Annotated in this window: 10 protein-coding genes; 3 read left to right on the plus strand and 7 right to left on the minus strand. The window is 43.5% G+C overall.

Going from position 1 to position 12559, the window contains the following annotated elements; translation table 11 throughout:
- Positions 1 to 50: 50 nt before the first annotated feature.
- The gene (locus tag AC04MN_RS14235; RefSeq protein ID WP_475383880.1) at positions 51 to 815 is read left to right on the plus strand and encodes a helix-turn-helix domain-containing protein; all 765 of its coding nucleotides are present in this window, start codon (positions 51 to 53) and stop codon (positions 813 to 815) included.
- 9 nt (positions 816 to 824) lie between these two features.
- Here AC04MN_RS14235 and AC04MN_RS14240 read toward each other — a convergent pair whose 3' ends face one another.
- The 5 genes from AC04MN_RS14240 to AC04MN_RS14260 all read right to left on the minus strand — a co-directional run bounded on the left by AC04MN_RS14240 (position 825) and on the right by AC04MN_RS14260 (position 6623).
- Positions 825 to 1886 (minus strand): murein L,D-transpeptidase catalytic domain-containing protein, encoded by a 1062-nt coding sequence (locus AC04MN_RS14240; protein WP_475383881.1) that lies wholly within the window; start codon positions 1884 to 1886, stop codon positions 825 to 827.
- Positions 1887 to 1978: 92 nt separating this feature from the next.
- A complete protein-coding gene (locus AC04MN_RS14245; RefSeq protein ID WP_475383882.1) occupies positions 1979 to 3238 on the minus strand; it encodes a sensor histidine kinase in 1260 nt (419 codons plus the stop codon).
- 5 nt (positions 3239 to 3243) lie between these two features.
- Positions 3244 to 4134, minus strand: a complete 891-nt coding sequence (locus tag AC04MN_RS14250) for a rhodanese-like domain-containing protein (RefSeq protein WP_475383883.1) — start codon at positions 4132 to 4134, stop codon at positions 3244 to 3246.
- Positions 4135 to 4199: 65 nt separating this feature from the next.
- Positions 4200 to 5678, minus strand: a complete 1479-nt coding sequence (gene lysS / locus AC04MN_RS14255) for a lysine--tRNA ligase (protein ID WP_475383884.1) — start codon at positions 5676 to 5678, stop codon at positions 4200 to 4202.
- Positions 5679 to 5693: 15 nt separating this feature from the next.
- Positions 5694 to 6623, minus strand: coding sequence for a class I fructose-bisphosphate aldolase (locus AC04MN_RS14260; RefSeq protein ID WP_475383885.1), 930 nt, complete (start codon positions 6621 to 6623; stop codon positions 5694 to 5696).
- A 145-nt stretch (positions 6624 to 6768) separates the two neighbouring features.
- Between AC04MN_RS14260 and AC04MN_RS14265 the strand changes: the two genes are divergently transcribed.
- Together AC04MN_RS14265 and AC04MN_RS14270 are read left to right on the plus strand one after the other, a co-directional pair.
- Positions 6769 to 7329: a NifU family protein gene (locus AC04MN_RS14265; RefSeq protein WP_475383886.1), complete on the plus strand. Its 561-nt coding sequence runs from the start codon at positions 6769 to 6771 to the stop codon at positions 7327 to 7329.
- Between the two features lie 10 nt (positions 7330 to 7339).
- A complete protein-coding gene (locus AC04MN_RS14270; protein ID WP_475383887.1) occupies positions 7340 to 8689 on the plus strand; it encodes an MATE family efflux transporter in 1350 nt (449 codons plus the stop codon).
- Here AC04MN_RS14270 and AC04MN_RS14275 read toward each other — a convergent pair.
- On the minus strand, positions 8682 to 10829 hold the full coding sequence (locus tag AC04MN_RS14275; RefSeq protein WP_475383888.1) for an AarF/UbiB family protein: 2148 nt from the start codon (positions 10827 to 10829) through the stop codon (positions 8682 to 8684). The genes AC04MN_RS14270 and AC04MN_RS14275 overlap by 8 nt on opposite strands.
- Before the next feature lie 167 nt (positions 10830 to 10996).
- Positions 10997 to 12331, minus strand: coding sequence for an ISL3 family transposase (locus AC04MN_RS14280; protein WP_475381169.1), 1335 nt, complete (start codon positions 12329 to 12331; stop codon positions 10997 to 10999).
- Between the last annotated feature and the right edge of the window lie 228 nt (positions 12332 to 12559).

Here is a 12559-nt window from a genome sequence, read left to right on the forward strand (position 1 = left end):
ATTCAATAACCTTGTATTTAGTATCTTCTGATGATACCAAAACAAGCACTATGGATCATTCAAACCAACACACCGATTCCAAAAAACTACTAAACACCCTGCGCGATGTTTTAAAATCTAAAAACTTCACCTACGCGATGCTGGCCCAACAATTAGATGTTTCAGAAGTTACGGTAAAAAGAATATTTTCGAACCAAAACTGCAATCTTCAAACAATTTTCAAAATATGTGATTTAGTTGGTATCTCTTTTTTTGATTTAGCAGCGCTTTCAAACCAAGAGCAAGAGCTGGATTATGTGCTGACAGCAGATCAAGAAAAGTTTTTTGCCGACAATCCTGCGCTGTTTGGAATTCTAAGAGCACTCCATCGAGGAACAAATCCAGCAATCCTAGCTAAACAGTGGAACTTGACGCCTCAAAAATTTTTTCGAATTCTTAGAAAACTTGAAAAACTTCAACTGTTAGAAGTTCTTCCGGAAAACCAAGTAAGAATGAAAATTGTGGGAAATATTCGTTTTCAACACCAAGGTCCCCTAGCAAGAAAAATACTCCGCCCGCAGATTTTGCAATTTCTTGATCACGTGGACAATGTCTTAAAAAACAAAGATGTCTGCCTACACTCTGCAGAAGTAGAACTTTCGCCCGCTCATATCTCCGAATTTGTAGAAGAGATTCATGCTCTGGGTGCAAAATACCGAGCTCGAGCTTTTCGTGACAAGAATTTGCTTTCTGCAGATAGACTAAAATCTGTCAGATGGCTATTTGCATTCGCTCCATTTCAAACAGATTGGCTGCAGTACAAAATTCAAGATTAAAAAACATTCTCAGTTCAACTGACAGACACCCGACTGCTGACGAAGTTGATCAGCATCCGCTGTATAGTTTAGCAGAAGAGTGCCTCCGGCTAGTTTGTTTTGCAGCTCTGGCATAACCTCGTCAGCCACTCCGATACATCCCCACGTCCTTGGAGCCAATCCCAATTTTAAATTTGATTCCGGCCCCCAATCATGAAGCCGAATAGCGCGCTCATGACTGTTCGCATTTTTCTTTTCCATCCCCTTCATCTCAAGACCTAAACGATAGGGACGTCCATTGCGAAACAACTTACCATCTAATTTATGAAAACCCGCGGGCGTACCGTTTTCACCAGCGACGCTGCCGACACCTTTGCCGTGCATTGCATATTCAGATTGCACAACCGCCCCCGTTTTGGCATCCAATATAAACAAACGTTTGGATGTCGAAGCCTTGGTTAAATCCATAATGACTATATAGGGATTCGAAAATTTTTCTTTGTTCTGCTGATAGCAATTCATCGCAGAATTGTAGGCTGCCTCTGGAACACCAGCAAGCTTCGCAGACTGACATTGATTCGAGGAACGACCAGCTGAATTCAACCCTTCAATACCTTCAAGAATTTCTTTTTCACGAGCTAAATTATCGCTTGGATCTGCGGAAGAAAACTCGGGCCGAACCTTAGGATTATTTGGAGCCGGATCAATTGATTCGGACGCACGAAAAAGACCTGCGTCGGCACTGGTCTTCACGGTCCGAACTCCCACCTCGCCGCCAGTGTTCATCGCAGAAATTGCTGAAACAGGAATATACAATAAGCCCATCTGAGCTGCTTTATTGTAGCGCTCTTGATCTGCCTTTTCCATATCTTGAACGTATTTTAAGTACTGCACCTGATAATAATCTTGAATCTGAACCGAACCGCTGGGAGTGACTCCTTTATAACTTTCTGCGGCCTGAGCTGCATTGATCTGCACCTCTGAACCAGCAGGCAAAACAAAATCCTGCCCTAGCGAGGTCCCAGCATTTGCAGTCACTAAAAAGCCCCAGCAAACGACAAATAGAGTCAGCTTTAAAATATTAATTTTCATTCTTTTATTTTGAAGATTCCAAAGAAATTTCTCAACGAGAAATCATAAAAAATTTTACCAACAAGGCCTCATTCAATTAAGGGCGCTTATGCCTAGTCTAAAGGAAAGTAGACCGTTATGCGATTTCCCCGCCCATTGACCTGCTCCGCAAAGGATGTCACCTCGACTCGAGCGGCGACTTTTTCTAAGTATCCCTTCATCAAGGGAAACGCATAGGCTAATTCCCCTAATCTAGAAATTTTGGTTACTTTATCTTCAAGACTAAAAATAGAGCGAACCTGATCCTCTGAAAAAGGTTCCCCGTAATCGTGGACTTCCAGAAGATAAAAAGACTTTTCATCAATTGTCTTTTTAAAAACACGCACATCCACCCACGTATCATCCGGAGAGGACAGAACGGCATTCGTAAGGATCGTATGCAAGACAATATCGCGCAAGCCCCGCTCGTCAGCCACTACCGGAATGTCACCATCCGGAATGTCTAAATTAATGGAGATCCTCCGAGAAGTCATTGTTGGCGCCAAAAGCGCGACGACATCTTTGAGAGCCGCATTTAAATCCACCAAAATGAAATCATGAAAATGCTGATTTCCCTTCAATGCCCGGAGCTCGCGAATTTGCATCAAAAGAGAACTCATCGTTTCGATAGTTCGGCGGATTTTTGCCGGAACCTCAGGGTTGATAGCTTGCGAATCCAGCGGCTCTAACTTCATGCTTTCAATTTGAAGAATCGTCAATGGTGTCGAAAAATCATGCATAAGGACTCGCAACAAAGAATCACTTTCTTGCTTCTTCGCCTTAACAAGATTCACATAGCGTTCTTCTAAAAAAAGAAAGTAGGCCGAGTTGGCACAAATAAATATAAAAAACAATATCACATTAATAATGCGCTCTTGTCTTTGGTAAAAGGCCGAGTTGATAATATCCAAACTGAGTCCAGAGTAATCAACCAAACCTAAAACACCCGTTACCAGTGTTAATAGAACAACACCTAGCCAAAGACCAAAGCGACCATACAAAAATCCTAAAATAATCGGCAAAGTGGCGAACCAATGAACTCCCGGGGCTAATAAGCCTCCAGAAAGACTGACAAGTGTAAATACCAGCAAGTACGCTGGCACAAGCACCAGCAAAGAACTGACAATGAAAGAAGACCACTTTTTATAGATCCAGGGCCCACTCAACATCAGTGCATATAAGGGAATCATTAAGATGTTGAACTGAGAAAAATCATAGACCCAATTGTATCGAACAATATAAAAGCCAAGACTAAGCCCCCCTAACACGTACACCATGTTAAGATAAGCCAACTCTTTAAAATAAGGATCTTCATTCGTAACTTTAAAAAACATATTTCCTAATCTGCAATTCCATCTTCTACAATAACAACTTTTTTATAGCCACGTCTTAGAAGCTCCCATGCGACAAAAGCGCTTCTATTTCCGTCTTCAGCAACCACTAATATCCAGTTCGAATAATCTACCGCGCCATTCATTTTTTTTGCCAACGGCTCCCAAATTATCATCCCTCGCGGATCTAAAAGCTCCTTATAATTTAAAGAAATCACATCTTTAAACTGGGCCCTTGAGACCTCCAGCGAAGGATTTAAGTTTAGGACCACAATTTGATCACGAACTTGATGAATTGAAAATTCACCCAATTTCTTGGGCGCTATTCGGTCTAGCTTTTTCTGACCATTCAGCACTAACCATTCGTTGGAATTAATATATAAATCATTTTTTGTTTTTGGCAACCAAATTGATGTGTTCTGCGTTGGGTTTATATCATTTAGATTCAAAGTCCTGAACTGCTGAATAGGAACAACATAAATCTGCTCTACCCCCAACATCCATAGACTCCACGCAACCCTGCCGGCTGCTCCGGGCTCAATCGTCTCATCTGCTAAAATCAAAACCGGACGGGATGGATGCACACCATAAACTGCTAATCTTCGCACCCAAGAGCCATAATCAGCAGAGAGCCGCCGCTGCCCTAAAGAGTTTATCTGCGTAAAGTCTTGCCATGAAATCTGCACACTCCCAGGGACTCGCGATAGGCCAAACTCGAAAGGCCTCCGAGCGTCAATAAGTACCGGATCTTTTTTAAAAACATCTTTAATCTGGGCATCTAAAGAGTCTTTTGGAAAAATAGGAGCCTCTGAGAGCGCCTTTGTTGGCTTTTGCTGGCAGGCGACTCCTAATGCCAAAGTGAGTGTCAATAAAACGGTCAACGAAAATAAACTACGCATAGGACTCCAAAAAAAGAAAGGAGCTGCTGCTCCCCTCTTAAAAATACATCTAATGAACTTTCCCACTAACGAACGATACGCATTGTCGGGAAGAAAATGATATCGCGAATGCTTGGTCGATCCGTCAAGATCATCACAATTCTTTCGACACCTAAACCAACACCACCCGTCGGAGGCATACCCGCATCGATGGCTAAACAAAAGTCTTCATCCATTGGATGAGCTTCTTCGTCCTCGCCCCGATTCGCCTCTTGCTCTTTTAAACGAGCCAATTGATCTTCAGGATCGTTCAACTCAGAGTAAGAATTTCCGATCTCCATACATGCAGCAAATGGCTCAAAACGCTCGACAAGACGCTTGTCCTCGCGGTGGATCTTCGTCAGCGGAGAAATCTCTACTGGATGATCCATAACAAATGTCGGCTGCCACAAGTGCTGCTCGGCTGTCAGTTCAAAAAGTTCCATAATCATTTCGCCGCGACGACCTAGCTTCTCGAGACCAGCGCCATACTTATTGCATGCATCGAAAATTTCTTGATCTGAAGCCTTATCCGGATCAACACCCGCGTACTGACGAACACCATCATGAACTGTCAGACGTCTCCATGGAGGCGTGAAATCGATTTCTTTCTCTTGGTAAACAACTTTCATTGAACCATGAGTTTTCATAACCAATGTTGATACCAACTCTTCAAATTGCTTCATTTGATAATTGTAGTCCGTGTACGCTTCGTAAAATTCGAGCATCGTAAACTCAGGATTATGAGTCTTATCAATACCTTCGTTCCGGAAGCATTTTGCAATTTCATATACTTTCTCGAAACCACCCACAATCAGACGCTTTAAATAAAGCTCTGGCGAAATTTTCATGTAAAGCTTCATATCTAAAGCGCGGTGATGAGTCGTGAACGGATGTGCGGCCGCGCCCCCGTAAATCGGTTGCAAGACCGGTGTTTCAACTTCCAAAAACCCACGATCATCAAGGAAACGACGGATCTCTTTGATAATCTTCGAGCGCGTTTCGAAAACTTTGCGAGAGTCGGCATCAGTCATTAAATCTAGATGTCTATGACGATACTTAATTTCAACATCTTGAACCCCGTGAAACTTCTCGGGAAGAGGCTCTAAAGATTTAGTTAAAATCTGGAACGATTTAATATGCAGTGAAAACTCGCCCTTCATTGTCTTGAAAGGAAAGCCTTCGATTCCAACAATATCACCCAAATCGACCAGATCAAATGCCGCCCGATCTTGTTCATTAAGCTCTTCAAGCCGAACATAAACCTGAACGGTTCCAGTCTGATCTTGAACGTTAAAGAAGCAGGCCTTACCCATACTTCTTAATGTCATCAAACGGCCCGCCACTCGGTAGCTTAAGTCCGTTTTCTTATCGCCAGCCACCATGCCTGCAGCGTGCTCGTTAGTAATATCGGCAACCGCCGTTTTATTGTCGAACGAATACGGATAAGGATTGATACCTTTTTCTCGAAGCGCGTGAAGCTTTTTTCTTTTTTCCGCTCTTAACGGATTATCATGAACTGACATTCAATTTTCCTTCAATTACTTTTTTAGAGGATGCCCAGCAAAAGCTTCCATCACATTGTGAAGCAATTCGATCGCCTCGGCTTTTGGACGTTGGAAAGCATTTCTTCCCATGATCGAACCAAAAGCACCACCTTGAGCTAATCCCTTCACTTCCTCGATAAGCTCCGCTGTTGATTTTGCTTCACCACCCGAGAAAATAACCACTCGACGGCCATCAAATGCTGACTGAACTACGTGACGAGCACGATCGGCCATCGACGTGACTTTGATTCCCTGAGCTTCGTAAACCTTGCGAGCAGCATCTTGTTCAATATGCGCTGTTGGAGGTTTAACTTTGATTATGTGTGCACCTAATTGAGCAGCGATCTGAGCGGCATAAGCGCAAACATCGATCCCTGTTTCCCCAGCTTTAGAGATTTGTTCTCCACGAGGGTAAGACCAAATCACAACCACAAGGCCCGCCTTTTTGGCTTCAGATGCTGCCAAGGCGATTTCTTCGTACATCATTTTGCGCTCTGCAGATCCTGGGTAAATTGTAAAACCAATACCCGCACAACCCAAACGAAGTGCATCATCAATTCCTGAAGACAAAGCAGAAATCGGAGCTACGGGAGAGAACAAAGTATCTGAATTGTTGATTTTCAAAATCAACGGGATTTCACCTGCAAACTCACGCGCACCCGCCTCAATAAAGCCAAGTGGAGCCGCATAAGCATTGCAACCAGATTCAATAGCCAATTCAAAATGATAATGAGGATTGTAACCGCTTGGGTTTTTAGCAAAAGATCTAGCCGGACCATGCTCAAAACCTTGATCCACTGGAAGAATAACCATTTTACCAGTGCCCGCCAATTTACCATGGTTCAACATGCGAGCCATGTTCGTTAAAACGCCAGGATTGTCGGCGCCGTACCAGCTTAAAATCTCTCTAACTCTTGGTGTCATAGTAGTCTCCCTCAGGATCGTTTAAAAATGAAAATTCTCATAAAACAGGACGGCTAACAAGTTAGTCATTAGTGGGCTTTAAATCAAGAAGCCGCTGAGAATAACACGCTTGGCAAGAAGACCTAAATTGAGGTAGAAGTTCGCTATGGAAAATACAAACTTACCCGCAGTCTCTTTTGAAGCCACTCCAAACCCCTCAACAATGAAGTTTTTGTTCCACAAAAACTATCTGGATCGGGGTTTTGCTTTTGCCGATGCTGAAGATGCCGAGGTTTCCCCGTTGGCTTCGAAAATTTTTGGTTTTCCTTGGGTGAGTGCTGTTTTTTTAGGCGAAAACTTCATGACCGTAACTAAGCAGGATTGGGTGGAATGGGAATACTTGGCAGCCCCCTTGGCCAATCTGATTCAAGAACACCTGAACGCCAACGAGCCTCTACTTATCGACATCGTTGCCGATAATGAAGAAAATGAGAATGACTCACCTGTTGTGAAAGAAATCAAAAAAATACTTAATAAAGAGATCCGTCCTGTCGTCGCTCTAGATGGCGGCGATATCGTCTTTAATAAATACGAAAATAATATTCTTTATGTTCACATGATGGGAGCCTGCAGTGGTTGCCCTTCGTCAACAGCCACGCTCAAAGACGGCGTTGAAGCACGCATGAAAGAGGCGCTGCCTGAAATCCTAGAAGTGCGATCGGTTTAGGTCTTAAGCTGTGGGCACAAACTTCAGACACGAAGCCAAGACAATTTTAAAGTTGTCTTGGCCAATAGCTCTTGGACAAATGGGTCAAAATTTAATCGGCCTCACCGACACCCTTATGATTGGCCCTTTAGGCCCCACAGCCCTTGCAGCAAATTCTTTTGCATTTAGTCTTTTCTTTATCTTTTTAATTTTTGGATTAGGAAGCCTAGCCCCTATCACCGGCTTGTTTGCAAAAGCCGACGGACAAAAAGATTTTGAAACCGGCGGTGCGCTTTTAAAGCACTCCCTGATTGTTTCGGGGCTGATTTCGGCTCTTTTGATTGGCTTACTTTATGGACTAATGCCTTATTTGCATATCTTCGGGCAAACTCCCGAAGTCCTCTCCGCAGCCAAACCTTTTTTCGAAATCATTACTTGGTCCATCGTGCCTGTTTTATTTTTTCAGTCTTATCGTCAATTCACAGATGGCTTGGGACACACGCGGGTCTCTATGCTTGTGATGTATTGGGGTGTTTTAGCCAATGCTGTTGGAAACTACTTGCTTATACCTCGACTGGGACTGGTCGGGGCTGGTTGGGCCACACTCATTACTCGCGCCGTCATGGCTGTAACGATGATATTCGTTGTGCATTGGAAGTCGTCCTATAGACCTTATCTTCAACAGCCTTGGTTAAGAAAAACCGACCGCCAATTGTTACGAAACCTTATCCGACTGGGAATTCCAAATGGAATGACTTTTGTTTTTGAGGTCGCGACCTTTTCAGCTGCAGCTTTTATGATGGGATGGTTTGGCGCAATGCCACTGGCAGCACACCAAATCACGATCACTGTTGCCTCTATGAGTTTTATGACAGTCATGGGACTAGGCATCGGAGCAACAATTCGAGTCGGCTTTGAACAAGGACGAAAAAATCAAAATGGCGTTCGTACTGCGGGTCTTACGGCCATCGGCTTGGGCGCAATTTTCATGGGAACCACCGCGATGTTGTTTTTGCTTTTCCGCCAAGTGATTCCCACTTATTTTATTGAAAATAAGGACGTGATTGAACTTGCATCTACGTTGTTTATTGTTGTCGCTTTTTTCCAACTTAGTGATGGCATTCAAGTCGTCGCCATCGGTGCACTTAGAGGCCTTGCTGACACTCGATGGCCCTCGGTGATTGCCTTTGTTGCCTATTGGATCTTAGGGCTTCCTGCTGGCTACTTTTTAGCATTTCACGCCGGGGTTGGCCCCGTTGGAATATGGTGGGGCCTCTTTATTGGACTCAGTTTTGCTGCGGTTTTATTAACTTGGAGATTTCATTGGATCACTCGAAATAAATTAATTTCCGAGTCGAACACCAATGACCAAGTTAGTTAAAAACAAACTCACATCTTAAAGCTGCACCGCCTACTGACTTGTTTTGCTTTGAGTTCGCCATTGAATCAGTGAAGCTTGGCACTTTTTCTTGTTTCTTGATAAGCTGCTCAAAACCTAATTTAATAATTTCTCCTGGGCTGAGCTTAGCATCTTGAAGTAGAATCTTTGCCATTACCGCTGGATATTTAAAAGCTAGTTTTTTTGCGATATTCTGAACAGTCATGCTGCTTCCAGAATCCTCTAATAGTTTATCGATAATCACTTGCCCGCGATTAATACTGATAAAATCATATGGAAGACGAAGCCCCGAATCCAAGCTCAGCGCCGACCAATTACCAACGCCCCACTTCTGCCCCGTCTTGGCGAGTGTTTCTGCCTGCTTGGCTACGATCTGTCGGTACTCGGTTTCCGAGATCAAATTTTTGTTTTGATCTGAAAGTGCCCACATCGCTTTTGAAATAAGATCTGCTTTATTTAATTCTAAACCGGCCCCCAACAGGACTAAGTTCTTTTGCATGCTCTTGGAAATCACTCCACCCATTCCAAAATCTAAAATATTCAACTTGATTGCGTCATCACGCATTTGCACCATAAAATTTCCTTGATGCAAATCCGAGTGATAAAATCCTGATTTAAACATCAACTCTTCCATCCAAACTTTGGCTACCATCTCGACTAAGGCTTTTTTCATACCAGGAACGGCCTCTTTCCACGCGTCTGCTTCTTTATCAAGTTTACGACCAAAAACCATCTCTTGCACCATGAACTGCGTCTGCTTATTCTTAGGCGCGTAAACCAATGGGACATTGATATCTACCAAATTTTTATATTCAGGAGTTTCCATTAACAACTGACGATTGTAAACCTCTCGCCCTTTTAGCTGTCTATCGACCGTGTCTTTCTGGCTGAGTTCGGCTCTCACTGTCTGGGTGACATCCTCGATAATAGGAGTTAACTTCGGCGCTCCGCTTTTAGCGAACTCGAAATTTGAGTCCAATATTGCCGCGACCTCCATAAGAATTCGATGGTCTTCATTAATTCGATTTTCAATTCCTGGCTTAATAAAGCGAACCACAACATCCCGACGCTGCCCATTTTCTTCAATTTTAGCTCGATGGACCTGCGCCATGGTTCCAACACCCAAGGGCTTGCGCTCGAAGTACAAAAATCTATAATTCGATGATTCAGCCTGCACCATGTCTCGAACTTGAACCCAAGGTACTGGACGGACGGCATTTTCTAAGGTTTTAAAAACTTTAAGAAGCTCTGGATCCAGATTCGCCTGCCGAGCAACGATCTGCAAAAGTTTTTGCAATTGAGGTCCCGAGTTTTGCACCATAATCTCAAATCGCTGCATCTCTGAAAGCTCTAAAGGAGCGGCCATCATTGCTGAAATAATTTGTTTTTTGGATTCAATAGACAGTCGTCCAAAATACTCAGATAATAGCGTCTGCATAAAAATCCGCGCACTGGCATCGGACTGCTGCGAAAAGCCAGAGGTCGCAACCCTCTCTCCGATTTTTCCAAACTCACTTAGTGCATCCTTTACAACTAAATCTGACACATTTAAAAGGGACTCAAACAAGTACTGCTTCGCAGCCTGCTCTTGACCCAAGTTTAGCTTTTCCATAGAAGATTGATAAAGCTTGTTTAAGTTCATTGATTCGACTTGGTTCTTTACCGAAGAGCTTTCTTTTTGAGTCTCGGCTAGCTTCTTTAACTGATTCAACTGAAACTCTAAATATTGATCGATTTCTCTCTGCACTCGAGGGTGTTTGGACTTAAACTCACGAAGCGCGAAAGACTTTTGAGCGTTGATTTCAAGATCACGAGCCAGGCTGTCGGTCTCGGGCCAAACCCCGCGAAACTCCTTCATAAAATCTTGAAAATTTTCAACCCAAACCTCTTGAACCTTTGTTTGTACAGATGATTTTATGAGCTCTTCAACTCGAAGCAAGGTTTGCGCCCTGTTTTGAGCACTTTGCCCCTCGGCCTGCAGTAACATAGAAGCCACCAAACGCTGTTCGTAAGACAGATAGACATCCTTCTTTAAAAACTCTGCCCAGGCCGGAGCCGCTGCAAGCAGACTCAGCCAAAAAATTCTAAAAAACCAGCGCGTTACCGAGGAAACAACTAACACAACGACCTCTCTTACGGTTATCAAAGTTCAATAGCCTCTTCCTTCCCTGCGATTCTTGTTCCAATTCGAGCCGCATTTAAACACTTAGCCTACGTAATTTTTCTAGGCAGAAGCCCCTTTTTGTCACCCATTGGAGGAGCCTCTCGGGTTTCTTCTGTGGGTAGGTTTCATGCCAGGCTGCTATATTTGAATAGACGCCGGGTATCCATGTGTCTCGAATTGAGAAATCCACACCTCTGAAGGATCTTTAGCATAAACGATTCCTCATTCTGATAGCTGTAGGCCATGGCCTTTAGAACTCTGATTTTATTGTTAAGTCCTTCACTGATTGCAGTCGTTAAATTTGATCGTATATAGGCTTCGATATTGATCCGGTACTTGCGAACTTGCAGTGCAAACTTCCGAAGTGGCAGCAACTTCGAATCTCGAACCAACCCATACCATTTTGCCAAGCGTGATCTAAACCCGTGGACACCTTTTTCTTCTAAAACCTTATGGAAATACTCAACGATAATCATTGCGTTTGAAATATTCGTATTTAACACTTTTAACTTTCCTAGCATATTATTCTCCTCGATAGATAAAACAGCATCTCGCTCTAAAAACATGAACCTTCTCGATGGTGACAACATGATTTCTTCGAACTCTTTTTTGTTCTTTTTTGCCTTTTGAAACTCTTCTTTTCTGACTTTTTCAAAGTATTCGTTCATGCTCTGAACCAAGTGGAATCGATCAATCGCAATCTCTGCATTGGGACAGAGTTTACTCACGGCTTGGAAGTAGCCAGGGTTCATGTCTATTGAAAAAAACTCCACTGATAATCGCTGGGGTCTTGATAGAGTTTTTAAACACGTTGCTAAGGCCATAGCATCCCTACCAGCAGCGTTAGCAATCACCTTTGCAGCCTTCGTACACACTAAGTTTGTTACGAACTTTACGGTCCATCGTGGTGCAAAAGGGTGCTCTCTTTTGGTTTCAGTTTCAGTCTTAAAGTGCACCTCGTCAGCACTCATACGAGAAACATCAAGATCTTTTGTAAACCTGTTTACATCTAAATTCTTTTGCATTTCTCGCATACGCCACTGATCCATTTGCCATAAAGTCTTTGGATCTGAACTCAAGGTCCGGGCCGCAGCAGCACAGGTGGTTTCTTCCATGAGTCGACCCGCGGTTTCGACAAAGCTGCAGCTATGGCCTTTGAATTTTGAATGGATCCCTGAAACCTTAGAGCGTTGGATTTTATTGCATACGGGACAAAGTCCTCGTGGATATCGTAAATGAATAACGACGTCCTTAAAGAGCCCCAGAGGGGGTACTTTAAGGTCTCGATAGCTCCATTGATGGAATTCCAATAAGGGATGCTCGCAGTCCGCGCAGCAGGCGCGGGACCACGGTAACTCTGCCGAAAGCCGACAAGACACAAAGTCCTCTGAAAGCTCCGCGTTGGTAATATTTAAATCTTGCAGACCTAATAAGCTGTTGATCAAATGATGAAGGTCCATTCTTGGCCTTTGTAATTTTTTTTTCGTAGTAAAAAAATCAAATCACAAGGTTCGCCAAGATGGGCCTTTTTATTTCAAGAGACACAACGCAAAAAGCCGGTCACGATGACCGGCTTTACCCCAGGGTATGGGAGCGGGAAGCTCCCATGACAGGATGTCTTTTTTCTTAAGTACCCACAGCTCAATCCCGAGACCCATTGGAGGACTAGATTTTAGATAATCAAGCTT

Source organism: Bdellovibrio sp. ZFWA1 (assembly GCF_056175665.1).

What these genes read in the sequence shown, in the direction of transcription:
- AC04MN_RS14240 (WP_475383881.1), bottom strand. Translation starts at nt 1,886, where the DNA reads ATGAAAATTAATATTTTAAAGCTGACTCTATTTGTCGTTTGCTGGGGC.
- AC04MN_RS14265 (WP_475383886.1), top strand. Translation starts at nt 6,769, where the DNA reads ATGGAAAATACAAACTTACCCGCAGTCTCTTTTGAAGCCACTCCAAAC.
- AC04MN_RS14235 (WP_475383880.1), top strand. Translation starts at nt 51, where the DNA reads ATGGATCATTCAAACCAACACACCGATTCCAAAAAACTACTAAACACC.
- AC04MN_RS14260 (WP_475383885.1), bottom strand. Translation starts at nt 6,623, where the DNA reads ATGACACCAAGAGTTAGAGAGATTTTAAGCTGGTACGGCGCCGACAAT.
- AC04MN_RS14250 (WP_475383883.1), bottom strand. Translation starts at nt 4,134, where the DNA reads ATGCGTAGTTTATTTTCGTTGACCGTTTTATTGACACTCACTTTGGCA.
- AC04MN_RS14280 (WP_475381169.1), bottom strand. Translation starts at nt 12,331, where the DNA reads ATGGACCTTCATCATTTGATCAACAGCTTATTAGGTCTGCAAGATTTA.
- AC04MN_RS14245 (WP_475383882.1), bottom strand. Translation starts at nt 3,238, where the DNA reads ATGTTTTTTAAAGTTACGAATGAAGATCCTTATTTTAAAGAGTTGGCT.
- lysS (WP_475383884.1), bottom strand. Translation starts at nt 5,678, where the DNA reads ATGTCAGTTCATGATAATCCGTTAAGAGCGGAAAAAAGAAAAAAGCTT.